Raw genomic sequence first — 23,628 nt, 5'->3', positions numbered from 1 at the left:
AGGTGGTCGAACCCGTTCAGCTGCGGGCGAGCTCGGCAAGGACGTCGGCGGTGGGGTCCCAGCCCATGCATTTGTCGGTGACCGACTGGCCGTAGGTGAGCGGGCGGGCGTCGGTGGATTGCGCACCGGGGATGAGGAAGCTCTCCAGCATGACGCCGCTGATCGTCGGCTCCTCGCCGGCGGCGCGCGAGGCACGCACATCCGCAGCGACCTCGCGGGCCACCTCGGCCTGACGAATGTGGTCCTTGCCGGAGTTGGCGTGCGAGCAGTCGATCATCACCTTGGGGGCCACGCCCGCCTTGGCCAGGCTTGCCACGGCAGCGGCGACGGACGCGTCGTCGTAGTTCGGTCCGCGGGTACCGCCGCGCAGGATGATGTGGCAGTCGGTGTTGCCGACGGTCTCCACCACCGCACCGTGGCCGAAGTCGTCGACGCCGAAGAAAACGTGCGGTGCGGCGGCGGCGTTCACCCCGTCGACCGCCACCTGCACGTTGCCGTCGGTGCCGTTCTTAAACCCGATCGGCATCGACAGACCCGAGGCGAGCTGCCGGTGCACCTGGGATTCGGTGGTGCGGGCACCGATCGCACCCCAGGACACGGCGTCGGCGATGTACTGCGGGCTGGTCGGCTCCAGGAACTCGGTGCCCACGGGCAGGCCCAGGTCGATGATGTCGAGCAGCAGCGACCGCGCGGTGCGCAGGCCCCGCTCGACGTCGTAGGTCTCGTCCATGCCGGGGTCGTTGATCAGACCCTTCCACCCGACGGTGGTACGCGGCTTCTCGAAGTACACGCGCATCACGATCTTGAGCCGGTCTGCGTATTCGGCGGCCAGCGGTGCCAGCCGGCGGGCGTAGTCGAGGGCGGCGACCGGGTCGTGCACCGAACACGGCCCGACGACGACGATCAGCCGGTCGTCGTGACCCGCGAGGATTGCGGCGATCTCGTCGCGGTCACGTTGCACGGCCAGTGCGCGGCGCGCGGTGAGTGGCAGTTCGTTGCGCAGGGTGTCGGGCGACGGGATGGCCCGGAAGGTCTTGATGCGGCGGTCGCTGGTGGACTGCGACGGTGCGCTGACGGAAAGTGCGAGGTCGTCGGTGGTGGTGGTCACGCCAATGTGCCTTTCAGGTTGTGCCTGTCGTCGGGGTTTTGTCTCTCGGTCCCGGGGCACAGTCCCTGGTTGTGTTCCGGTGCCCTGAAACGACAAGAGCAGCGACCATGATGGTCACTGCTCGGGCTCCGGATGGTTTGTTGTGCGAACGCAGCTCAGCGCTTCACCGTGGCCCCACCCGGAGCCTCGATAAAGCGCCAATACGCGCACGCGGATCTATTCACGTCGACCACGGTAGCACAGCGGCCATTGCGACTTCACGGACGGCCCGGCCGGCGATCGGCGGACCGCCGATACGGCCCCGGATCCACTGCCGCCGGGATCGAAGCGGCCGGTTCACCATCGCCGGGTTCGATGTCGGCGACGCGGCGACGGAATCAGGTGCCGCGCCCTAGAATTGCCGATACCGGCAGACCGATCGCAGCGCGGCGAAGGATCACTGACATGAGCACGGAACACCATGTGGCACACAACTACTCGCCTCTACCGGTGACAGCCGCCACCGCGGAGGGGGTGTGGATCACCGATGTCGACGGCAGGCGCTACCTCGACTGCCTCGGCGCCTACTCGGCCGTGAACTTCGGCCATCGCAATCCGCGGATCGTCGCCGCGGCAACCGCACAGCTCGGCCGGGTCACCCTCACCAGCCGCGCCTTCATGTCCGATCAGCTCGAACCCTTCTGCGCCGCACTGGCCGACCTGTGCGGTAAAGACATGGTGCTGCCGATGAACACCGGCGCCGAGGCCGTCGAGTCCGCGGTCAAGGTCGCGCGTAAGTGGGGATACGAGGTCAAGGGCGTACCGGACGGGCGGGCGCGGATCATCGTGGCCGGCGGCAACTTCCACGGCCGCACCACCACCATTGTCAGCTTCAGCGACGACGACGCGGCACGCGCCGGATTCGGCCCGTACACACCGGGATTCGACCGGGTACCGTTCGGCGACATCGACTCTCTCGCGGCAGCGGTCACCGCCGACACCGTGGCGGTGCTCGTCGAACCGATCCAGGGCGAGGCCGGGATCATCGTGCCGCCCGACGACTACCTGCCCCGGCTGCGGGCGCTGTGCACCGACAACAACGTGCTGTTGATCGCCGACGAGATCCAGTCCGGACTCGGGCGCACCGGGAGGACGTTCGCCGTCGACCACTGGGACGTGGCCCCGGACGTCTTCACCCTCGGCAAAGCCCTCGGCGGCGGGATACTGCCGGTGTCCGCCGTGGTCGCCGACAGCGACGTCCTCAGGGTGCTCACCCCGGGTACGCACGGTTCGACGTTCGGGGGCAATCCGTTGGCAGCGGCTGTGGGGCGTACCGTGGTCGGCATGCTCGCCGACGGCACCTGGCAGGCGCGGGCCGCCGATCTCGGCGAACACCTGCATTCCCGGCTGCACGCGCTGATCGGGCACGGGGTGTACGCGGTGCGCGGCAAGGGCCTGTGGGCCGGTATCGACATCGATCCGGCACTGGGCACCGGCAAACAGTTCTGTCTACGGTTGGCCGCGCGCGGGGTGCTGGCGAAGGACACCCATGGGTCGACGCTGCGGCTGGCACCGCCGCTGGTGATCACCCACGAGGAGATCGACCTGGTCGCGGACCATTTCGCCGACGCCCTGCACCGGGGGTAGGCGCGGGTCTACCGTGATCAGATGGCACCGCGAACCGATCGTCGCATCCTGCTGATCCGGCACGGCCAGACCGAATGGTCGCTGTCCGATCAGCACACCGGACGCACCGACATCGCACTCACCGAGCGCGGCGAATCCGACGCCACCGGACTACGCGGCATCCTCGACGTCACCGGACTCGTCTCCCCGCATGTCATCAGCTCACCCCGCACCCGGGCCCGGCGCACCGCCGAACTGGCCGACCTGCCCGTCGACGAGGTCAGTGAGTTGTTCGCCGAATGGGATTACGGTGACTACGAGGGCCTGACCCGCGAACGTATCCGCGCCGACCACGACCCCGACTGGACGATCTGGTCCAAGGGTGGACGCAACGGTGAGTCGGTCGAGGACATGCTGGCCCGGGTGGACGCCGCCATCGCCCATGTCGATGCGTTGCTGACGACGAAGGATGTGGTGGTCGTCTCGCACGGCCATTTCTCACGGTCGTTCATCGGCCGCTATCTGGGCTGGCCGATCACCTGCGGAGCGAATATCGACCTGCGTCCGGCCGGCTCGGCGCTGCTCACCGACACCGACCGCGACCGGCGCCTGTCACAGTTGATCGGCCCGGTCGGCAGCTGGGCGTCGGCGTCATCGATCTGACCGGCCGGCGACGGCCGGATATGTCCGCGAGTCCGGCGAATGGGTATCGGGCCCACTCACGAGCTCAGTGCGCCGGCGAGCCCTTCGGGAGTGGTCACCGGCAGCCCGCACACGGTGCCTCGGCAGATGTAGGCGGCGTCGACGCCGTCGACGGGGCCCCGGCCGACCAGCAATGGTGTCGAATCCTTCGGGCCGGTAATCACAATCGATCCACCCGGCGCCAGCATTCGGGCCGTGGCCACCAACTCTCCGGTGCTCTCGGCCGTCTGCGCGACGACGATCTGCAACGGTCCGGTGCGCTCGGCCACGGCCACGGCCAGCCAATGCCCGGCCGAGCGAGGCAGTTTCGCCAACAGGACCGCGGCGCGGCGCAGTGTCGCATCGAGCAGTTCCGAATACCTGGCCGCGACATCGGCATCCGCGAGCAGCGAACCCATCAGCAGCGCCTCGGCCAGCAGGGACGCACCGGCGGGAGTCGCACCGTCGACGGGATCACGCGGGCGCACGATCAGACCGGATTCGCTTGAGTCGAACCAACTTCCGATGGCGTCCGGATCTCCGAACAGATCGATCGCCCGGTCGAGCAGGGTGATCCCGCGATCACGCCAGACGATGTCGCCGGTCACCTGATGGACGGTGAACAGCGCGACGCACAACGCGGCATGGTCGTCGAGCGCACCCAGTGGCTGCCCGGTCACTCCACCCAACGACGACCGGTGCAGCCGGCCGTCACGAATATGATTGCGCCACAGGGAATCGACACACCGCAGAGCGGACTCAACCCAGTCCGCGCGGCCGAGCCCCGCTCCCGCCTCGGCGAGCGCGGTGACGGTCATCGCGTTCCAGGCGGTGACCACCTTGTCGTCACGCTCCGGTTGTGGTCGCCCGGCACGCGCCACGAGGAGCGCCGCGCGAACGCGGGCCCAACGTTCCCGGTCGTCGGGGTCACGCGGCAATTGCAGCGTCGACGAGCCGTGCTCGAATGTCCCCGCCGCGGTGACGCCGAAAACCTCCGCCGCCCAGGTGCCGTCGTCCTCGCCCAGGACCTCGGCCAGTTGCGCCGGCGTCCACACGTAGGTGGACCCCTCAACACCGCCGGCGTCGGCGTCGAGCGACGAGGCGTACCCGCCGCCGACCCGCAGGTCACGTTCCAGGAACTCGATCGTCTCCTCGGTAACCCGCAGCGCGAGCGCGTCACCGGTGGTGCGCGCCAGATGTGCGTAGGCACGTAGCAGTTGCGCATTGTCATACAGCATCTTCTCGAAATGAGGTACCACCCAGGCGTTGTCGACGGCATACCGGGCGAATCCCCCGCCGAGCTGGTCGTAGATGCCGCCGCGCGCCATCACCTCACAGGTGCGGGCCGCGGCCGCGCCCGCCGCGGGTGCCACCGCTTCACCATGCCGCAGCAGACCTTCGAGCAGTGCCGACGGCGGAAACTTGGGTGCCCCACCGAACCCGCCCGCGACGTGGTCCTCATCGGCCAGGATCGCGGCCACCGCGGCGTCGAGCAGCACGGCGTCGATGCCCGGTCCGGCCACCGGCAGCGGCGCGGCGTTGTCGCTCAGATGTTTCCCGACCCGCACTCCGACGTCGTCGACCTCATCCCGGCGCTGCGTCCACACCTCCGAGATCGAGGTGAGTACCTGCCGCAGCGAAGGCTGGCCGCCGCGCGGTGTGAGCGGATAGTAGGTGCCACAGTAGAACGGTGCCCCGGCCGCGGTGAGGAAGCACGTCATCGGCCACCCGCCCTGACCGGTCATCGCGACGGTGGCGTTCATGTAGATGGCGTCGATATCGGGCCGTTCTTCCCGATCCACCTTGATACACACGAAATCTGCGTTCATCTGTGTCGCCGTGTCGGCGTCCTCGAACGACTCGTGCGCCATCACATGACACCAGTGACATGCGGCGTATCCGACGCTCAGCAGTACCGGCACGTCCCGGCGCGCGGCCTCCGCGAACGCCTCGGGACCCCACTCCCACCACTCGACCGGGTTGTCGGCGTGCTGGCGCAGGTATGGGCTGGTGGACCCGGCGAGACGATTCGGCATCGGATCACATGTCGGCTGATTTGTGCGGCACCGATTGATGTGACGGGTCCTGACGCGGCGGGTCGGCGTCGGCCGACAGATCGGCGGCATCCCCGGCCGCACTGCCCGCACCGGCGGAATCCGTGCCCTCGTCGAAGGCCTGATCGGCTTCGGGATGATCGGCGTCGAACGACTTGGGGAGCTTCTTGAGCTGGCTGTTCATCGACCAGATCAGCAGCGCCGTGCCCACGAGCAGCAGGATGATGATGAGCAGGCCGAACGGCGAGGACTTGCCGAACTCCGGGCCTTCGGGATTCTCCTCGGCCAGGATCAGAGCGGCGGACTGGAGTGCTGTCGTCATCATGGGGTCTCGATTCCGGCGAAAAGATCGGTTTCGGGGATCGAGGTCTGCACGCGGGTGCGGGCCAGCTCGAACTCCTCCGTCGGCCACAGCCGGATCTGCCATTCGGTGGGCACCGCGAAGAACACCCCGTTCGGGTCGACCTGGGTGGCGTGGGCGCGCAACGCCTCATCACGCGCACCGAAATAGTCGTCGCAGGTGATCTGTGTGGTGACCCGGCTCATCACGTCGCCGCCACGTGCGTCCCACCGGGCCAGCCACTCCTTGAACGGGCTTTCCTGACCGTGCTTCTCGAACTCGTCGGAGAAGGCGACCATGCGGGCCCGCAGGAAACCGTGCGTGTAGTAGACCTTCGACACCGTCCACGGCTCGCCGGCATCGGGGTACGCCCCGGGATCACCGGAACGTTCGTAGGCCAGCATCGACACCTCGTGACAGCGGATGTGATCGGGGTGCGGATATCCGCCGTGCTCGTCATAGGTGATCATGACGTGCGGCCGGAATTCACGGACCACCTTCACCAGCGCCTCACCCGACTCTTCGAGCGGGACGGTCGCGAAGGATCCCTCCGGCAGCGGCGGCAGCGGATCGCCCTCGGGCAGCCCGGAGTCGACGTAACCCAGCCAGGTGTGCCGCACCCCGAGCGCGGCGGCGGCCTTGGCCATCTCCTCCTGCCGGACCTGCGCGATGTTCTCCTTGATCCCGGGACGGTCCATCGCCGGATTCAGGATGTCACCGCGTTCACCGCCGGTGAGGGTGACCACCAGCACATCGTGACCTTCGGCCGCGTATTTCGCGGTTGTCGCCGCAGCCTTGGACGATTCGTCGTCGGGGTGGGCGTGCACTGCCATGAGTCGAAGTCCGGTCGGCCGGTCGAGATCGGTCACGCTTCCTCACCTTCAGCTACGTGTCTGGCTCCATGGTAGGTATTGACGCGTGACAAGCGGACCCCGGGCCACGTACCCCACCGAACGATCCCCGCAGAACCGGCGTCGCTGGTTCCTCGCCGCCTCGACGGCGGTGGTGATCATGGGAGTGGCTCTGGCCGTGATCGGCTACCTCAAATACTCCGACACCGATGTCAAAGGTGAGGCCACCGGCTACGAGATCATCGACTCGCACACCGTGGCCGTGCAGTTCACCGTGACCAGGTCCGACCCGTCACAACCGGCTGCGTGTGTGGTCCGCGGGCGTTCTCTCGACGGCGGCGAGACAGGCCGCCGGGAGATCCTCATCCCGCCGAGCAAAAACACCCAGATCGGTGTCAAGACCACGGTGCAGACCTCGCAGCCGCCGGTCATCGGCGAGGTGTTCGGCTGCAGCACCACGATTCCCGCCTACCTGAAAGCAGATAAACAGTGACAGAACCCACAGATCCGGGACCTGAGGAGTCTGGGCAGGTCGCGAACGCCGCACATCGTCATCGTGCAGTCTTCGCGGCCGTACCCAGCCCGTACTTTCCTATGCTGATGGCCGCCTTCGTCGGCGTGATGCTGATCAGCAACATCACCGGCACCAAGGGTGTCATCCTGTTCGACAGCTGGCTCCATATCGACGTGGGGCCGATCAAGATGGACGGCCTCGTCACCGATGGCGCGTTCTACCTCTTTCCTCTTGCCTACGTCCTCGGCGACGTGATCAGCGAGGTCTACGGTTTCCGCGCGATGCGCCGGACCATCCTCACCGGTTTTGCCGTGCTCATGGTGGCGTCACTGTGCTTCTGGCTGACCATCGAACTTCCGGCCGCCGACTTCTACGAGGGCCAGCAGGCCTTCCGCGACGTCGCCGGTGTCGTCCCGCAGTTCCTCGCCGCCGGCCTGGCCGGGTATGTGGTCGGCGAGCTCCTCAACTCCTACGTACTGGTCAAGATGAAGGAACGCAGCGGCGAAGGCCGCCTGTGGGCCCGGCTCATCTCATCGACCGTTGTGGGCGAGCTGGCCGACACCATCGTGTTCTGCTCGATCGCGGCCACCGCCCTCGGCATCGCCACATGGGGCGACTTCATCAATTACACGATCGTCGGTTTCGTGTGGAAGACGCTGGTCGAGATTCTCGTCATGCCGTTGACGTACCTGGTGGTAAACCGGCTCAAGCTGGCCGAGCCCACCTACCGGGAGGCGTTGCATGCGCGACGCCACGGCGCACCCGAGACTGCCGGCACCACGCGCTGAGTATTGCTCAATTGTGCAGCAAACGCGCCCCTCGCGTGATCCGCGTCCTGAGATCTGATATGATAGTCGGATACACACGGCTCCGCGAGGGGTCGTGTTGCTGCATTTAGAGCAGTCCACAGGCCCCGCCGGACACGTCGCACACCAGTGCGCACCGGGTCGGGACGCGGACGACACAAAGGAGTGACGACCATGACCGACACCCAGGTGACCTGGCTGACCCAGGAGTCTCACGACCGCCTGAAAGGTGAGCTCGACTCGCTGATAGCCAACCGCCCGGTCATTGCCGCCGAGATCAACGAACGCCGCGAAGAGGGCGACCTCAAGGAGAATGGCGGCTACCACGCCGCCCGCGAAGAGCAGGGCCAGCAGGAAGCTCGCATCCGCCAGCTGCAGGATCTGCTCAACAACGCCAAGGTCGGCGAGGCCCCGACCCAGTCGGGTGTCGCACTGCCCGGTTCGGTGGTCAAGGTCTACTACGACGGCGACGAGAGTGACACCGAGACGTTCCTGATCGCCACCCGCGAGGAGAGCGCCAAGGACGGCGACATCGAAACCTACTCGCCGAGCTCCCCGCTCGGCGCGGCGCTCATCGACGCCAAGGTCGGCGAGTCCCGCGAGTACACCGTGCCCAGCGGTGCGACGGTCAAGGTGACCCTCGTCAGCGCTGAGCCGTACCACGGCTGACGCCCACCCGGAGCACCCCGACGCCATACCCGCAGTCGCTGCCGAATCCCGGCGGCAACTGCGGGTTTACTTTTTTGTCCGATTTTCGACTGACCGCCCGACACCGACCCCCGCCAGCCGGAGTGACTGCCATCACCACGTGGAAAATGGGACTAAAGTCCCAATTTTATGATTTCACATCCCGCATGCAGGACATCGGCGCTGGTCAGGGTAATATCATGGCAGTAAGTTCAGGATATTCAACCTACTCTTTGGTAGCTTTCGTGATGGCGTGGTGATACGTTGATCGGTCTCTCGATGATTGTGGTGCTGTTCGTCAGTACCGCGGCGTGTGTCATCGCAACGCTCACTCGCCGGGACACCCCGATCGACGTCGGAGTCCCGTCACCGGCCGCACTGCGGCCCGCCCCCGCCGAACTGGTCGCGATGCTCCCCGCACACGTCAGGGAACGCGGTGTGGCGATGGTTGTCTGCACCCGGCGCTGAGTCCGCCCACCGACGGACCGGCCGGGCGAATCCCGGCACCAGCGAACTCGTGGCAGCCAGGGCATGTTTCCCGATTCCCCTTGCCGCCTTCGGCGGAAGAATTGGGAGACACGCCCTAACGATCGGATTCGTCGGGTACCAGTGCGGGCGCGAGACGCGGCAACGACTCCGGCAGCAAGCCGTCCTCTGCGCTCTCGGCGCGCACGGCCCGGACATCCCGCCGAACGAACACCTGTGCGTACACCGCACTCCATGGGGCGTACACCACCGTGACGGCGATACCGATGACCACCATGATGGCAACGGCATCGAGAATGTAGTGGTTGGCGGTGATCATCACCACGAGGATCGTCGACACCGGGTACAGGACACCGAGCACCCTGACCCAGATACGTTTGGCGTACAGCACGATCATCAGACCGCACCAGATGGCCCAGCCGCAATGCAGCGACGGCATCGCCGCGAACTGGTTGCTCAACGAGTCCGGACCCGGCGAGCCGGACGGGCTCCACCATCCCCACGACGACGTCTGCGCCAGCGTGTCGACGAAACCGTCGTACATGCGCGGCGGGGCGGTCGGCATCAGGTAGAAACCGGCCAGTGCCATCAACGTGGTCAGGATCAGCACGAACGAGCCGCGCCGATAGCCGGCCTTGTTGGTGACGAACAGCCACACGGCGGTGCCGATCGTCATCCACCAGTGCAGCGTGTGATAGTGCAGCGAGGCGATATCCCGCACGATCGTGAAGTGCTCCCCAAACCTGTTCAGCGACATCTCGATGTCGATGTGCAGCTTCTTCTCCAGATCCAGCACCGCGGTGCCGTGCCGGAACGCCGGCTCGACATCCTTGCCGCCGAGGTTCCGGATGTAGGAGTACACCCGGTAGATCGAGTAGATGACCGCAAGTTCGAGCCACCACCGCGGCACGGAGAAATAGCTCCGCGCCCAGGTCAGCCACAAGCGCACACGCGCACCACGGCCCGCCTGATCAGCGGGCCGCGTCTGCGTGTCGTCTTGTGCCGTTATGGACATGGCCTCCCCACGGGTAACGTCTGGGTGAATATTCTTCAGGCACACACAGGTGCAACTCACCAAGAACCAAGAGTAACGCGTAGGTATCCCGATGCTTGACGACGCACTCGCGCCCCACCTCCACAGGCATGTCGGGACCCGGCACGTCGAGGCCACGGCCTACCTGATGTTCGGTTGCGGCGCGTATGCCCTGTACGTGCTCTCCGGCTTCGACACCCACGTCACCTGGGCACATTCAGCGGCCATCGGATACTGTAGCGCCGCATTTATCGGACTTGCCCCGTTCAGCCTCCGCGTCTCACGCACGGCCCTCGCGCGGGTCGTCGCCACCGCCGGATCGGTGATTGTGCCGTTCATCACACTCACGTCGGGACAGCACCCGATGCAGAGCGAGATCGATGTCGTGACCCGGTCCGGCGACCTCCTGCTAAGCAGCGGCATCCCGTATCTGCCCGACGCGACCAGCGTCTCCGATATCAATCCGTACCTGCCGATGATGGCGGTGTTCGGGGTGCCCAGGGCGCTGTTGGAGCGGACCGGCATCGATACCGGCAGCGCCTGGAACGCGGTCGGCGACCCCCGGCTGTGGTGTGCGCTGATCGCCGGTATCGCCATTTGGGGTTCGCTGCGGATTCTCGGCGCGCTGAACTGGTGGACCGCGGGTGCGGTACTGCTGTTCATCGCCTCGCCGACCGTCGCGCTGGAGCTGTGCGCCAGCGGTGTCGACCTCCCGCTCGCGGGTCTACTGATCCTCGCACTGGCGCTGGTGGCCAGGCGGCACCTGGTCACCGGGGCGATCTGCCTGGCCGCGGCCGCCGCCATCAAGTGGGTGGCGCTCCTGGCCCTGCCGATCGTCGCGGCCTTCCTGCTCGCCAGGTTCGGCCGCGGCGCGCTGGCAAGGTTCTCGGCCGTGCTCGCGGCGGCATCGGCGGCGTTCATCCTGCCGGCGATGCTCTCGCTGTCGGACACCATCGCGCAGGTATTCGAGTTCCCCACCGGCAACGGCCCCGTCAGCACGCCCGCGCGCAGCCCTATGCCCGGCGTACTGCTCGCCGAGTTCGGGCCCGCCGGCCGCAACGCCGACATGCTGCTGCTGGCGATGTGCGCGGGCGTCATCGGACTGTGCCTGCTGCGCCACCCGCCACGCACCTTCGAGGCGATGGCCACCTATCTGGCGGTGGGCCTGACCTGCTTCTTCCTCCTCGCCCCGGTCGGCCGGTTCGGATATCTGCTCATCCCGATGCTGCTGATCGGGCTGGCCGGCATCGTGTATCGGCAGACCCATCCACACCAGGTGCTGCTCAATCGCCACCTCACCGCGATGGCCGCCACCCCGGCGCTGATCCACCGGTTCACCCCCGCCCGTCCACCCGTGACGGGGCGCCGTCCGTGGCCGAAGTGGCGAACTCGGCCGACGGGTCCGGCAGGCTACGCGAGGGCGACGTAAGCCGGTGTAAGTCCGGCGACAGCGGCGGCGCGCATCGTTGTCGCCATGACACATGGAACATCCACGGACCTGGCCATCGAGGCCACCGGTTTGGTGAAGCACTTCGGGGCCACCCGCGCCGTCAACGGCGTCGACCTGTCGGTCCCGACCGGATCCGTGTACGGCGTGCTCGGACCCAACGGAGCCGGGAAGACGACGACGGTGAGCATGCTTGCGACACTGTTGCGACCGGACGCGGGCCGCGCGGCGGTGTTCGGGCACGACGTCGTCGACGACGCGGTGGCCGTGCGCTCACTTATCGGGGTCACCGGGCAGTACGCGTCGGTGGACGAGGACCTGACCGCACTGCAAAACCTGGTGCTGTTCGCCCGGCTGCTCGGCTTCTCCGGGGCCCGTGCCCGCAGCCGCGCGGGCGAACTCCTGGAGGCCTTCGCACTGACCGAGGCCACCAATCGCCCGCTCAAGAACTTCTCAGGCGGCATGCGCCGGCGGCTCGATCTCGCCGCCAGCCTCATCGACACCCCGCCGCTGCTCTTCCTGGACGAGCCGACCACCGGCCTGGACCCGCGCACGCGAGCCCAGATGTGGGACACCATCCGCGAACTGGTGAAACAGGGCTCGACAGTGCTGCTGACCACCCAGTATCTGGACGAGGCGGATCAGTTGGCCGACCGGATCGCCGTCATCGACCACGGGGTGGTGATCGCCGACGGCACCGCGGACGAACTCAAACAGTCCGTCGGATCGAGCACCCTGCAACTCATTCCGGCACACCGTGCCGACGCACCTCAGGTCGCGCGGATCGTCGAGCAGTTCCTTGGTGGTTCCGCGCTGAGCCCGGAGGCGGGACGGGTCACCGCCGCCCTGCATCGCGCGGACCTGGTACCCGACATCCTGATCGCCCTGCGCGAACAGAACATCACCGTGGACGAGATCAACGTCCAGAAACCGAGCCTCGACGAGGTCTTTCTCACCATCACCGGCAAGCCCGCCGACGACACCACGGAGGTGGCCTGACATGACCGCGACAACCAGCACGAATACCGAGACGAATCACGAACCGGTCTTGCCGCAGAAAGGTATTCGCACCGACACCGCCAGGAAGGAGGCCAAGACATCGATATCCCCGCTGGAGACGATCACCCAGTCGTTCTCGATGGCCTACCGCGGCGTACTGAAGATCCGGCACAACCCCGAACAACTCTTCGACGTCACCTTCCAGCCGATCATCTTCACGCTCCTGTTCACCTACGTGTTCGGCGGGGCCATCAGCGGTGACGTCACGTCGTACCTGCCGGTCATCATTCCGGGAATCATGGTGCAGACCGTGGTCATGACCTCGATAGTGACCGGAACACAGTTGCGCGAGGACATGGACAAGGGTGTCTTCGACCGCTTCCGGTCGCTGCCGATCTCCCGGATCAGTCCGCTGGCCGGTGCGCTGCTGGCCGACGTCATCCGGTACTTCGTCGCCACCGTGCTCACCGTGATCATGGGCATCATCATGGGCTGGCGACCGGATGCCTTCGGGGTGGTGGCCTCGGCACTGCTGATCATGGTGTGCAGCTTCGCCCTGTCCTGGATCTTCGCGCTCATGGGCTGCCTGATGAGCAAGGCATCGGCGGTGCAGGGCGTTTCGATGATGATCATGTTCCCGCTGACATTCGCCTCCAACGCCTTCGCCCCCACCGACACAATGCCCGGCTGGTTGCAGGCGTGGGTGAAGGTCAATCCGGTCAGCCACCTGGTGAGCGCGGTGCGTGATCTGACCACCGACGGACACATGAGTTCGCATGTGGGATGGTCCCTGTTGGGTGCAGCGGTGGTGACCGCGATCTTCGCCCCGCTGGCGGTGCGCGCCTACATGCGCAACGCCTGACGGCCGTCAGCTCACGTGGTGGACTACGAAATCGAGGATCTCCTCACGCACCTGTCTTCGCGAACGCCGCACCACCTGCGTCCACATCGATGCCCAGTCGTCCTCGGACAACCCCGAGTTCGGCTGGGCGTCGACGACGGCGCGATGCAGGCTCGGCAGATCCTGGCGGGCACCGAGCCGCACACCCAGCGCCATGAGCCGGGCGCCCGGCGCCTTGTCGCCGGTCCGCGCATCCGCGTTGAGGAGCAGTCCCACGACCAGCGCGATGGTGGCACCCTGCGGTAGGTCCAGCCAGATCCGCCCACTGATCGTGGAGCGCAGACCGGCACACAGTGTGTCGAGATATATTCTGGCCGTGTCGGTCTCACCGCAGAGCAGCAGACCTGCGACCGATCCGCTCAACAACATCACCGCGCCGGGGTCGCTGCTCAGGAACGGGTGGTCCCGATGGATCAGGGCGGCCGAACGGCCGAACGCCTCGGCGGCTCCGATCCTGTCGCCTCGTCCGTACCGGATCTCGGCCCAGGCCATCATCATCGCGGCGACCACTTCGGTGTGTCCCTGCGGCTCCGGACCCCGCACCGTCCAGCCGCCCGCGACCGGCGCCAGAACCTGTTCGGCCTCGTCGAATCGGCCGAGCGCGGTCAGCGCGGCCGCGAGGTAGCAGCGCGAGCCGTCCGAGTCCTCGGTCGCCGAGATCCGTTCCAGTCCGGCGATGGCGTCATGGTAGTAGCCGATCGACCGTTCCCATTGCCCGCGTTGACCATAGATTCCCGCGACCGCGTTCTTCGGCATTGCAGAGAGCCAGACATCGTCGTAGCGAGAGGTCAGCTCGAGCATGTGCAGACCGTCACGCAACGCCGGGTCGAGAGATCCGGTGTTCTCCCGCACCGCCATCCGCAACCCCCTGGCGATGAGCGCCACCCTGGGCGTGCCGGCGCGCACACCCGACACGATCAGCCGGTGCAGCGCCGGTCCGCGGACGGCCAGGGCCAGCGCCGATAGGAAGTCGGTCTGCCCGGTCAGTACCTTGTCTCGGTGGATCAAGGCCCGCAACAACATCCGGCAACGGGCCACATGCCTGAGGTCGTGGTGCATCATCTGATGAATGGACGACACGAGCACCGTTGCCTGCCAGCATTTGCGGAGTTCATCGGGCAGCCCGGCCGGCGGCCGGGGAAGTATCGGCACCACCTTGGCACTCCACGCGATGACCTCCGAATGCAGGCCCCGGATCACCCACAGACCCCCGAGCACCGGGAACACGGTCACCACGGTGATCACCTCGTCATCGGAGGGTCGACCGGATTCGGATGCGACACAACGGCGCAACACCCAGAGCAGGTTCTCCGTCTCGGCGGCGACCCTGTCCAGCAGCGCCGGCGAGGCGAAATCATGCTCGTACTCCGCGCTGACCGACAGTGCGAAAGACCGTGCCCAGCAACAGATGGCCACATCGATGACGCGTGAGAGACCGGGATCGGCGGCCAGTGTGGTCTCGCCGAACTCACGGACCGTCTCCAGCATGCGATACCGCGTGCCCGTCACGGTCTCCACCACCGCCAGCAGTGACTGATTGACCAGTTCCTCCAGGACATCGTCGATCCGGTAGCCGCCGTATCCCAGTACGGCAGCCGCGGTATCGGCGGTGAATCCGGCCGGGAACCGGCACAGCCGCCGCAGCGCCGACCGGGCATCGTCGCCGAGCAGATCCCAACTCCAGTCGATGACGGCGTACAGGGTGCGGTGCCGGTCGGGGGCACTGCGATCCGAGCCGCGCAACAACCCGAATCGCTCGTCGAGCCGGGCGGTGATCTCCCCCACCGACATCGTCCGGATCCTGGCGGCCGCGAGTTCGATGGCCAGCGGCAGCCCGTCGAGCCGGGCGCACAGGCCGGCCACCTGGATCGGGTCGAGGGTCGCCGACCGCCGGATCGCCCGTGCCCGGCGCCCGAACAGTTCCGCCGACGCCCCGTCGACGTCCACCCCGAGCGCGGGCAACTGGTAGATGTGTTCGGCGGCCAGCAGCAACGGCGACCGGCTGGTGGTCAGTACCACCAGATCCGGTTCGGCCGTGAGCAGTTCGGCGACCAGGAGAGCGCACCGGGCCACCACCTGCTCGCAGTTGTCGAGAATCAGTACCGCACCCAGCCCGCGGATCTCGTCGACGATCCGGGCGGTGAGATCGGCAACCGCGCGCCGCGGACGGCCACCGGGCGTCCACTCGGTGTCACCGACCCCGAGTGTCGCGGCGATCGCCCCTACCACATCGTCGTCGTTGCGAATGGGTGCCAGCGGCACGTAGAAGACGCTGCGGCCGGCCCGGGCGAGTCGGGCGCCGACCCGATGCGACACCCGGGTCTTGCCCACCCCGCCCGGCCCCTGCAGGGTGACCAGCCGATACCGGCCGAGCAGGTCCAGGATCGCCGAGATGTCGTGGTCACGGCCCACGAGCTCGGACGAATCCGCGATGACACCGACGACCTTCGAACGCGGACCGCGACCGGTGGGCTCGATCACCTGCGGAGGGACAGCTGAACCGGCGCCCGAAACAGCCGTGGCCGCGAGCAATTCCGCGTGCACGGCGGCGGCCTCGGGGCCGGGATCAGCCCCCAGTTCGGCGGTCAGTGAGCGGCGGAGCCTGTCGAAAACGGCGAGCGCGGCGGCGGTTGCGCCCTGCCCGGCGAGCGCCCGCATCATCCCCACATGCGCGGTCTCGTCCAGATTATCTGTTGCACAGAGCCTTTCGGCCACGGTCCGAGCCTCGGCGAAATCACCGCCGGCGAGCAACGCGGCCAGTCTCCCGCGGTCGACGGCCTCCCGCAACGCGTTTGCACGAGAACGTAACTCGCTGGCCAATCCCACGTCGGCGTCGCCGAGATCATCACCGGGCACCCCGCGCCACCACGTCTGTGCCGCCGCCAGGTCCGCCGGATCTCCGGAAGCGGCCAGTTCGGCCACCACCGACAGATCGGTCCGGCACCCGGTCAGCCGGTAGCCACCGGCGACCGCCTCCACACGCGCCGGGCCGAGCACCGGGCGCAGACGGGAGATCTGCGTATGCAGGGCCGCGGCCGGCGATCCCGGCCGATCGGTACCCCACACGTCGTCGATGAGTCGTTCGGCGGTCCGCACCCGTCCTTCGGCCATCGCCAGGGAGGCCAGCAACCGGCGGGCCCGAACCCCGGCCACCGGCACCGGCTCGCCGGCACCCGGGGCACAGGCGGCCGTGACGTCGCGCACGACGCCGACCGGACCGAGCAGCCCGATCACCGTCGTCACCGAGGATTCAGTCTGCGACGTCGACACCCCGCCCAGAGTACGCAGCAGAGCACACGCTCAGTGCAGTGCTTTCTCCAGGTCACCGAGAATGTCGTCGATGTCCTCGATGCCCACCGACAACCGGACCAGATTGTCCGGGACCTCCAGCAGTGAACCGGCGGTCGACGCGTGCGTCATCGCGCCCGGATGCTCGATCAGCGATTCGATGCCGCCGAGCGACTCGGCCAGGGTGAACACCTCGGTACGGGCACAGAAGTCCTGCGCCGCTTCCAGACCACCCTTGACCAGCACCGACACCATGCCGCCGTAGCGGGCCATCTGCTTGGCGGCCACGCCGTGGCCGGGGTGGTCGGCCAGCCCCGGGTAGAGGACCTTCTCAATCTTGGCGTGTGCGGCGAGGAAGTCGACGACACGTTCGGCGTTGTCGCTGTGGCGGTCCATTCGCACCGCGAGGGTCTTGATGCCGCGCATCGTCAGGTAGCCGTCGAACGGGCCCGGTACCGCACCGGCGCCGTTCTGTAGGAAGGCGATGTCGGTGTCGAGTTGTTCGTCGGCGGTGACCAGTGCACCGCCCACCACATCCGAGTGGCCGCCGAGGTACTTGGTGGTCGAATGCAGCACCACATCAGCCCCCAGCGCCAACGGCTGCTGCAGGTATGGCGAGGCAAAAGTGTTGTCCACCACGAGCTTCGCACCGGCACCGTGGGCGATCTCGGCGAGCACCGCGATATCGCCGACGTTGAGCAGCGGGTTGGTGGGGGTTTCGATCCACACCAGCTTGGTCTTGTCGGTGACGGCGGCGCGCACCGCGTCGGGGTCGGTGATCGGGGCGACCGAATAGTCGATCCCCCACTGCGTGAACACCTTGTCGATGAGCCGGAACGTACCGCCGTAGGCGTCGTTGGGGATGACCAGGTGATCACCGGGGCGCAGGGTGGCGCGCAACAGGGCGTCGGTGGCGGCCATCCCGGAGGCGAAGGCACGCCCGAAGGTGCCGCCCTCCAGGGCCGCCAGGTTGGCTTCGAGGGCCCGCCGGGTGGGATTGCCGGTGCGCGCGTACTCGAATCCGCCCCGCAGGCCGCCGACCCCGTCCTGGGCGAAGGTGGAGGACGCGTAGATCGGCACGTTGACCGCGCCGGTCAACGGGTCCGGGTCGTATCCGGCGTGGATGGCGCGGGTGGAAAAACCGTGACTCATGGTTGCTGTCCTATCCGACGAAGGGATGTGTGCTGACAAAGGCGAGCAGATCGTGGCGGGTGAGGACGCCGACGGGTTTGCCGTCCTCGACCACCATCAACGCATCGGTCTCGCTGAACGCCCTGGTGGCCGCGGAGACCGGTTCGCCCGAACCGATCAGCGGAAACGGCTCGCCCATATGCGCCGACACCGGGTCGGCAAGGTTCGCGCGGCCCTCGAACACCGCACTGAGCAGGTCACGCTCGGTGACCGCACCGGCCACCTCACCCGCCATCACCGGCGGCTCGGCACCGACCACCGGCATCTGCGAGACGCCGTACTCGCGCAGGATCTCGATGGCATCGCGCAGGGTTTCGGACGGATGGGTGTGCACCAGGTCGGGCAGTTCGCCGCCCTTACCGCGCAGCACCTCGCCCACCAACGGCTCACCGGCGGTCTTGCCGTCGAGGGTGGACCGCAGGAAACCGTAGCTGCTCATCCACTTGTCGTTGAAGATCTTGGCCATGTAGCCGCGGCCGCCGTCGGGCAGCAGCACCACGACCACCGCATCGGGACCCTCGCGTTCGGCGACCTGCAGCGCGGCGACCACCGCCATGCCGCACGAGCCGCCCACGAGCAGGCCGTCCTCGCGGGCCAGGCGCCGGGTCATGTCGAACGAGTCGGCGTCGGAGACCGCGATGATCTCGTCCGGGATCGAGGGATCGTAGGCCTGCGGCCAGAAGTCCTCGCCCACGCCCTCCACCAGGTACGGCCGCCCCGTGCCACCGGAGTACACCGAGCCCTCGGGATCGACGCCGACGACCTTGACCTTGCCGCCGGAGATCTCCTTGAGGTACCGGCCGGTGCCCGTGATGGTGCCACCGGTGCCCACACCGGCCACGAAATGGGTCACCGTGCCGTCGGTGTCCCGCCAGATCTCGGGGCCGGTGGTCTCGTAGTGGCTCTGGGGTCCCGCCGGATTGACGTACTGATTCGGCTTCCAGGCACCGTCGATCTCCCGGACCAGCCGGTCGGAGACGTTGTAATAGCTGTCGGGATGCTCCGGCGGTACCGCCGTAGGACAGACCACGACCTCGGCACCGTATGCCTTGAGGACGTTGCGCTTGTCCTCGCCGACCTTGTCGGGACAGACGAACACGCACTTGTAACCCCGCTGTTGGGCGACCAGGGCCAGACCGACGCCGGTGTTGCCGGAGGTGGGTTCGACGATGGTGCCGCCCGGCTTGAGTTCACCGGAGGCCTCGGCGGCGTCCACCATGCGGACCGCGATGCGGTCCTTGCTGCTGCCGCCCGGATTGAGGTATTCCACCTTGGCCGCGACGAGGCCGGAGCCGGGCTTGACCACCGAGTTGAGCTTGACAAGGGGTGTGTTGCCCACCAGGTCGACGACATGATTCGCGATGCGCATACCTCCATGGTCCCATTGATGACCGCAGACCCCGAATCCCGCCCGCACTATCGGTGCCGGGCGCACAAAAAGCGGTCGTCGTCACCCCGCACCGCCGCCGATACCGGCACCTGGGCACGTGCAGTAACGTGTTTCACATGCCAGAAGCAGTGATTGTCGCCCATGCCCGTTCCCCGATCGGCCGTGCCGGTAAGGGATCTCTCAAAGACGTTCGCCCTGACGAGCTCTCGCGCCAGATGGTGGCCGCGGCGCTCGCCAAGGTCCCGTCGCTCGATCCCAAGGACATCGAGGACATCCACTGGGGCATCGGACAGCCCGGCGGCCAGGGCGGCTACAACATCGCCCGTGTCATCGCCGTCGAACTCGGCTACGACCACATCCCCGGTGTCACGGTCAACCGGTACTGCTCGTCGTCGTTGCAGACCACCCGGATGGCGCTGCACGCCATCAAAGCCGGTGAGGTCGACGTGGTGATCTCCGGCGGAGTCGAGAGCGTCTCCAGTTTCGGCATCTCCGGCGGCGCCGACGGCGCCCCCAACTCCAAGAACGCCCTGTTCGACGAGGCCATCGCGCGCAGCGAGAAGAGCGCCGAGGGTGGCGCCGACAGCTGGCACGATCCTCGTGAGGACGGCCTGATCCCGGACGTCTACATCGCGATGGGCCAGACCGCCGAGAACGTCGCCAGCTACACCGGCATCTCGCGGGACGACCAGGACCGCTGGGGTGTGCTGAGCCAGAACCGTGCCGAGGCCGCCATCAAGGCCGGTTTCTTCGCACGCGAGATCGACCCGGTCACCCTGCCCGACGGCAGCACCGTGTCCACCGACGACGGCCCGCGCGCAGGCACCACCTACGAGAAGATCAGCCAGCTCAAGCCGGTCTTCCGCCCCGACGGCACCATCACCGCGGGCAATGCATGCCCGCTCAACGACGGTGCCGCGGCGCTGGTGATCATGAGTGACACCAAGGCCAAGGAGCTGGGCCTGACCCCGCTGGCCCGCGTGGTGGCCACCGCCGCGACCGGACTGTCCCCCGAGATCATGGGTCTGGGCCCGATCGAGGCCATCCGCAAGGTACTGCGCATCTCGGGGATGTCGCTCTCGGATATCGACCTCGTCGAGATCAACGAAGCCTTCGCCGTGCAGGTTCTCGGTTCGGCCAACGAACTGGGCATCGATCACGACAAGCTCAACGTCTCCGGCGGCGCCATCGCGATCGGCCACCCGTTCGGTATGACCGGCGCCCGGATCACCACCACGCTGCTCAACAACCTGCGCACACACGACAAGACCTTCGGTATCGAGTCGATGTGCGTCGGCGGTGGCCAGGGCATGGCGATGGTTCTCGAACGCCTGTCCTGATTCAGACATACCCCGGATAGGGCAGGTCCACCCCGGAGGTGAACCTGCCCTGCCCGGGCGTGTCGGAAAGAGTTCTGCCGATAGAGCGGTGGGCTAGGACGAGACGCCATACGGGACGCCTATATCGGGGGCACTTTCCGATGCCGGTCTGGCATCATGTGCCGGGTGACAGCCATCACCAAGAGCGCCCTCGCACTCGTGGTCTCCATCGCCGCGGCACTGTCGAGTGCACCCGCCGACGCCACGCCCCCTACCCCCTCGGTCACCGACGCACGATCGCTGCTGGCCGTCGCACGGGGCGGCGGACTCCTCGGCGTTCCCGCGCTGCCCGATCTCGCGGCGGGTGCCGCGACAACTCTGGCCTCCCCGGATTTCTGGTCGAATTGGACGCACGAGGCGATCACCAACAACCGGATGCTGCTGCCGTTACCCACCGACATCGTCAAACCCGATTTGTTCCTCCCACACCAGCCGATCACCGCCGGTACGGCCAACACACTGCCTCGCATGCGGTCACCCGTCGATATCGGGTCGGTGAGCTACCGGTGGTCAGGCCGGACGAAAACCGTCCGCGACTTTATCCGCGACACCCAGACCGACGCGCTGTTGTTGATGCGCGACGGCTCGATGATCGCCGAGTTCTACGCGAACGGTTACCGGCGCACCACCGCACACCACGGATGGTCGACAACCAAATCGGTGATCTCCACTCTCGTCGGAATCGCCGTCGACGAGGGCCGGATATCCTCCCTCGACGAGCCGATCGAGCGGTACGTCCCCGGCGTCCGTGGGTCGGCCTGGCAGGGTACGACGATCAGGAACATCCTGCTGATGCGATCGGGAGTGAAATGGGACGAACACACCTCCGAGATCACGGCGAACGACCAGTTCCTGCAATGGATCGATCTCGCCCTCGACTACCACTCAGGCGGCCGAATCGGTAAGACCCGCAACGAGTTCCTGCTTGCACTCCCCCGGGTGGCCCCCCAGGGCACGGCGTTCAACTACAACAGCGCCAACACCCAGGTGCTGGGCTGGCTGCTGGAGTCTGTCTATGCCCGCCCACTGAGCACGACCATCGCGGAGAAGGTCTGGCGGCCGACCGGAATGGAGGCCGACGCCGACATCATGACCGATCGGACCGGGGCCGCGGTGGCGTCGATGTCCTTGTTTGCCCGGCCGGTGGACTTCCTCCGGTTCGGCGAGCTGATGCGTAACGGCGGACAGGCCGTCGGCGGGCGCCAAGTGGTGTCCCGCTCCTGGGTCACCGAGGCGACGATGAACCGTCGACCGGCCCGTGATGCCGCCGACGAGAATGTCGGCTCATATGGTTACCAGTGGTGGTCGGGCGCCACACCGCGCGGCTTCCAGGCCAATGGTTTCCAGGGGCAGTACATCACCGTGGTCCCGGAAAGCTGCCTGACCGGTGTACGCATGGCGCACACCGTACAACTACACCCGTCGGGTGATTTCGCCGGTCAGGGCAACGACGAGTGGCAAACACTGCTGCGCGCGGTGTCCCGGCGGGTCGGCGTTTGCAGGAGCTGAGCAGCACTCCGCGGTCAGGTAGTCGACCCGCCAATGGCCAATGTCCGGTCGAGTAGTTCCACGATCCGCGACCACGGGACGATTTTGCGGAACGCGCCGCACTGCGATGCGACGTTACTCCCCGCCGCGTCGGCCGCGGTGATCGCCCGATCGCAGATGGCCGGGTCCTCGCCGAGCGCCTCGGCAAGCCAGAGAAGTCCGGGCGCACATTTGAACCGCCCGTAGAACGCCTTGGAACTGCCCGAGCCGGTGCGCCTGTTGTACGCGCCCGGGCCGGAGTACTCGGCGAGCCAGCCGGCGATGTGCTCACGCTGCGACGAGTACCATACGGTGCGGTAGTCTCGGCCCTCGTACCGGTCGGTGACAGGTTGGTATACCGAGAGTGTCAGGATGACCGCCCGCAGGTCGGCGACGTCGAGGTTGCCGGCTTCGGCCAGCGTGGCACGCATCGTCCGCCGCTGCCGCTCGGTCAGCGCCGGGCCGTCCTCTTCGACCAACGTCTCATCGGCAAAATCCCAGTCGTTCACCTGCGAAACCATGAAATCCAACAAATCCTCGACCGGCGTGGGTTCAAGGGTTCCGTCAGCCTCATTCAGCAACCCGACGCGCTCCGGGTCAAGTTTCCATTCACCATCGTGGTATACCGATACGGCATCGACCGGAGTACCTTCCGGTGCGCCGTCACGATCGACTAGCTGGACACGGACTCCGGTTTCGAGCGTGTCCTCGACACGGCTATTTCTGATTATGACGTCGTGACCGCAGAGAATCCCGACGGTATACAGCGCACGAAAATCCTCAGATTGCGAAGCTCGCGCGAGATGCTCGGCGTTCGCACCAACCATCTCGTCATAAGTACCGTAGGAAAAGATCCGGAGGTACTCGTCCTGCGCCGTCGCGCACCGCACAGGATCATCGGACACCGCCACATCCCACGGATTAGTGTGAGTACCGATGCGACGGAGTAGTTCGCGGACCGGAACCGACTGAACCGCAATGCCCTTCCCGGATAGTAAATTGGGCAACGTACCGGTACCGCCGCGTGGCACCACCCATTCCCCGCCGACGTAGTCGGTAGTGAAGCACACAAAGTCGTCGCGGTCGTTACCGTCGGCATCGACACTATGCACCAGCATGGTGCAGCAGGGAGTTCCATCGTCGAGACAGCGGTTGCGCACTTCGATGTCGTACCCGCCCAGAACCGCAGTCTCCCGCAGGTCGACCATCTCCGGCGGCAGCCAGAAGCGAGCCAGTCCTTCGAATTCTTTCGATTCATCCGAAGTCGGTTCATCGACTTTGTTCGCAACGCTATCGGCCATAGTTCCTGATCTCCTCGAGGCTTCCTGGTACCGAACCGCA

The 23,628-nt window shown here is 66.7% G+C and carries 20 protein-coding genes; 11 read left to right on the top strand and 9 right to left on the bottom strand.

All coding sequences use genetic code 11. From position 1 onward, the window contains the following. Positions 1 to 16 precede the first annotated feature (16 nt). A complete protein-coding gene (locus GII31_RS06580) occupies positions 17 to 1,108 on the bottom strand; it encodes a 3-deoxy-7-phosphoheptulonate synthase (protein ID WP_213247888.1) in 1,092 nt (363 codons plus the stop codon). Positions 1,109 to 1,552: 444 nt separating this feature from the next. Between GII31_RS06580 and rocD the strand changes: the two genes are divergently transcribed. Further along, a complete protein-coding gene (rocD, locus tag GII31_RS06575; RefSeq protein WP_213247886.1) occupies positions 1,553 to 2,734 on the top strand; it encodes an ornithine--oxo-acid transaminase in 1,182 nt (393 codons plus the stop codon). Positions 2,735 to 2,755: 21 nt separating this feature from the next. Further along, a complete protein-coding gene (locus GII31_RS06570; protein WP_213247884.1) occupies positions 2,756 to 3,376 on the top strand; it encodes a histidine phosphatase family protein in 621 nt (206 codons plus the stop codon). A 56-nt stretch (positions 3,377 to 3,432) separates the two neighbouring features. Here the strand turns inward: GII31_RS06570 and GII31_RS06565 are convergent, their stop codons facing one another. The 3 genes from GII31_RS06565 to mca are packed head-to-tail and all read right to left on the bottom strand — an operon-like array spanning position 3,433 to position 6,621. Continuing rightward, a complete protein-coding gene (locus GII31_RS06565; RefSeq protein WP_213247882.1) occupies positions 3,433 to 5,430 on the bottom strand; it encodes a thioredoxin domain-containing protein in 1,998 nt (665 codons plus the stop codon). A gap of 4 nt (positions 5,431 to 5,434) precedes the next feature. Continuing rightward, entirely contained in the window at positions 5,435 to 5,770 is a 336-nt protein-coding gene (locus GII31_RS06560) for a hypothetical protein (RefSeq protein WP_246222265.1), read from the bottom strand. After that, the gene (gene mca, locus GII31_RS06555; RefSeq protein ID WP_213249955.1) at positions 5,770 to 6,621 is read right to left on the bottom strand and encodes a mycothiol conjugate amidase Mca; all 852 of its coding nucleotides are present in this window, start codon (positions 6,619 to 6,621) and stop codon (positions 5,770 to 5,772) included. Before mca ends, GII31_RS06560 begins: the two co-directional genes overlap by 1 nt. Positions 6,622 to 6,706: 85 nt before the next feature. On the opposite strand from mca, the gene GII31_RS06550 reads away from it, so the two are divergent. The 4 genes from GII31_RS06550 to GII31_RS06535 all read left to right on the top strand — a co-directional run bounded on the left by GII31_RS06550 (position 6,707) and on the right by GII31_RS06535 (position 9,114). Further along, positions 6,707 to 7,132: a DUF4307 domain-containing protein gene (locus GII31_RS06550; protein ID WP_213247878.1), complete on the top strand. Its 426-nt coding sequence runs from the start codon at positions 6,707 to 6,709 to the stop codon at positions 7,130 to 7,132. Between the two features lie 107 nt (positions 7,133 to 7,239). After that, positions 7,240 to 7,941: a queuosine precursor transporter gene (locus tag GII31_RS06545; RefSeq protein WP_260840347.1), complete on the top strand. Its 702-nt coding sequence runs from the start codon at positions 7,240 to 7,242 to the stop codon at positions 7,939 to 7,941. Positions 7,942 to 8,133: 192 nt separating this feature from the next. After that, entirely contained in the window at positions 8,134 to 8,628 is a 495-nt protein-coding gene (gene greA / locus GII31_RS06540; RefSeq protein ID WP_213247876.1) for a transcription elongation factor GreA, read from the top strand. A 297-nt stretch (positions 8,629 to 8,925) separates the two neighbouring features. Then, the gene (locus GII31_RS06535; RefSeq protein WP_213247874.1) at positions 8,926 to 9,114 is read left to right on the top strand and encodes a hypothetical protein; all 189 of its coding nucleotides are present in this window, start codon (positions 8,926 to 8,928) and stop codon (positions 9,112 to 9,114) included. Positions 9,115 to 9,229: 115 nt separating this feature from the next. Here the strand turns inward: GII31_RS06535 and GII31_RS06530 are convergent, their stop codons facing one another. Continuing rightward, the gene (locus tag GII31_RS06530; RefSeq protein WP_246222131.1) at positions 9,230 to 10,147 is read right to left on the bottom strand and encodes a phosphatase PAP2 family protein; all 918 of its coding nucleotides are present in this window, start codon (positions 10,145 to 10,147) and stop codon (positions 9,230 to 9,232) included. A gap of 91 nt (positions 10,148 to 10,238) precedes the next feature. On the opposite strand from GII31_RS06530, the gene GII31_RS06525 reads away from it, so the two are divergent. The 3 genes from GII31_RS06525 to GII31_RS06515 are packed head-to-tail and all read left to right on the top strand — an operon-like array spanning position 10,239 to position 13,473. After that, positions 10,239 to 11,594, top strand: coding sequence for a glycosyltransferase 87 family protein (locus GII31_RS06525; protein WP_213247872.1), 1,356 nt, complete (start codon positions 10,239 to 10,241; stop codon positions 11,592 to 11,594). Between the two features lie 45 nt (positions 11,595 to 11,639). After that, on the top strand, positions 11,640 to 12,611 hold the full coding sequence (locus GII31_RS06520) for an ATP-binding cassette domain-containing protein (RefSeq protein WP_213247870.1): 972 nt from the start codon (positions 11,640 to 11,642) through the stop codon (positions 12,609 to 12,611). 1 nt (position 12,612) lies between these two features. Beyond that, a complete protein-coding gene (locus GII31_RS06515) occupies positions 12,613 to 13,473 on the top strand; it encodes an ABC transporter permease (RefSeq protein ID WP_246222130.1) in 861 nt (286 codons plus the stop codon). 6 nt (positions 13,474 to 13,479) lie between these two features. On the opposite strand, the gene GII31_RS06510 is transcribed toward GII31_RS06515, so the two are convergent. Genes GII31_RS06510 through GII31_RS06500 form a run of 3 tightly spaced genes read right to left on the bottom strand, consistent with a single transcriptional unit; the run spans position 13,480 to position 19,360 of the window. After that, on the bottom strand, positions 13,480 to 16,782 hold the full coding sequence (locus GII31_RS06510) for a BTAD domain-containing putative transcriptional regulator (protein ID WP_260840344.1): 3,303 nt from the start codon (positions 16,780 to 16,782) through the stop codon (positions 13,480 to 13,482). A gap of 30 nt (positions 16,783 to 16,812) precedes the next feature. After that, positions 16,813 to 17,952: a cystathionine gamma-synthase gene (locus GII31_RS06505; protein WP_260840343.1), complete on the bottom strand. Its 1,140-nt coding sequence runs from the start codon at positions 17,950 to 17,952 to the stop codon at positions 16,813 to 16,815. Positions 17,953 to 17,962: 10 nt separating this feature from the next. Further along, complete coding sequence (locus GII31_RS06500; protein ID WP_213247864.1) at positions 17,963 to 19,360, bottom strand: cystathionine beta-synthase; 1,398 nt, start codon at positions 19,358 to 19,360, stop codon at positions 17,963 to 17,965. 137 nt (positions 19,361 to 19,497) lie between these two features. Here GII31_RS06500 and GII31_RS06495 point away from each other — a divergent pair, with 137 nt between their 5' ends. Together GII31_RS06495 and GII31_RS06490 are read left to right on the top strand one after the other, a co-directional pair. Beyond that, a complete protein-coding gene (locus GII31_RS06495; RefSeq protein ID WP_213247862.1) occupies positions 19,498 to 20,721 on the top strand; it encodes an acetyl-CoA C-acetyltransferase in 1,224 nt (407 codons plus the stop codon). A 165-nt stretch (positions 20,722 to 20,886) separates the two neighbouring features. Beyond that, positions 20,887 to 22,269 (top strand): serine hydrolase domain-containing protein, encoded by a 1,383-nt coding sequence (locus GII31_RS06490; protein ID WP_213247860.1) that lies wholly within the window; start codon positions 20,887 to 20,889, stop codon positions 22,267 to 22,269. Between the two features lie 14 nt (positions 22,270 to 22,283). Here the strand turns inward: GII31_RS06490 and GII31_RS06485 are convergent, their stop codons facing one another. Beyond that, positions 22,284 to 23,588 carry a hypothetical protein gene (locus GII31_RS06485; RefSeq protein ID WP_213247858.1) on the bottom strand — a complete coding sequence of 435 codons (1,305 nt, stop codon included), beginning with the start codon at positions 23,586 to 23,588 and terminating at the stop codon, positions 22,284 to 22,286. Between the last annotated feature and the right edge of the window lie 40 nt (positions 23,589 to 23,628).

It is taken from the genome of Gordonia pseudamarae, assembly GCF_025273675.1.
Classification (GTDB): Bacteria; Actinomycetota; Actinomycetes; order Mycobacteriales; family Mycobacteriaceae; genus Gordonia; species Gordonia pseudamarae.
Note: the sequence above shows the minus strand (reverse complement) of the source record. Positions and strands in the feature narration are given on the sequence as shown.

Excerpts from the sequence above, each read along its gene's own strand:
- rocD (WP_213247886.1), top strand. The coding sequence starts at position 1,553 with ATGAGCACGGAACACCATGTGGCACACAACTACTCGCCTCTACCGGTG.
- GII31_RS06570 (WP_213247884.1), top strand. The coding sequence starts at position 2,756 with ATGGCACCGCGAACCGATCGTCGCATCCTGCTGATCCGGCACGGCCAG.
- GII31_RS06565 (WP_213247882.1), bottom strand. The coding sequence starts at position 5,430 with ATGCCGAATCGTCTCGCCGGGTCCACCAGCCCATACCTGCGCCAGCAC.
- GII31_RS06560 (WP_246222265.1), bottom strand. The coding sequence starts at position 5,770 with ATGACGACAGCACTCCAGTCCGCCGCTCTGATCCTGGCCGAGGAGAAT.
- mca (WP_213249955.1), bottom strand. The coding sequence starts at position 6,621 with ATGGCAGTGCACGCCCACCCCGACGACGAATCGTCCAAGGCTGCGGCG.
- GII31_RS06545 (WP_260840347.1), top strand. The coding sequence starts at position 7,240 with ATGGCCGCCTTCGTCGGCGTGATGCTGATCAGCAACATCACCGGCACC.
- greA (WP_213247876.1), top strand. The coding sequence starts at position 8,134 with ATGACCGACACCCAGGTGACCTGGCTGACCCAGGAGTCTCACGACCGC.
- GII31_RS06535 (WP_213247874.1), top strand. The coding sequence starts at position 8,926 with ATGATTGTGGTGCTGTTCGTCAGTACCGCGGCGTGTGTCATCGCAACG.
- GII31_RS06530 (WP_246222131.1), bottom strand. The coding sequence starts at position 10,147 with ATGTCCATAACGGCACAAGACGACACGCAGACGCGGCCCGCTGATCAG.
- GII31_RS06525 (WP_213247872.1), top strand. The coding sequence starts at position 10,239 with ATGCTTGACGACGCACTCGCGCCCCACCTCCACAGGCATGTCGGGACC.
- GII31_RS06520 (WP_213247870.1), top strand. The coding sequence starts at position 11,640 with ATGACACATGGAACATCCACGGACCTGGCCATCGAGGCCACCGGTTTG.
- GII31_RS06515 (WP_246222130.1), top strand. The coding sequence starts at position 12,613 with ATGACCGCGACAACCAGCACGAATACCGAGACGAATCACGAACCGGTC.
- GII31_RS06505 (WP_260840343.1), bottom strand. The coding sequence starts at position 17,952 with ATGAGTCACGGTTTTTCCACCCGCGCCATCCACGCCGGATACGACCCG.
- GII31_RS06500 (WP_213247864.1), bottom strand. The coding sequence starts at position 19,360 with ATGCGCATCGCGAATCATGTCGTCGACCTGGTGGGCAACACACCCCTT.
- GII31_RS06495 (WP_213247862.1), top strand. The coding sequence starts at position 19,498 with ATGCCAGAAGCAGTGATTGTCGCCCATGCCCGTTCCCCGATCGGCCGT.
- GII31_RS06485 (WP_213247858.1), bottom strand. The coding sequence starts at position 23,588 with ATGGCCGATAGCGTTGCGAACAAAGTCGATGAACCGACTTCGGATGAA.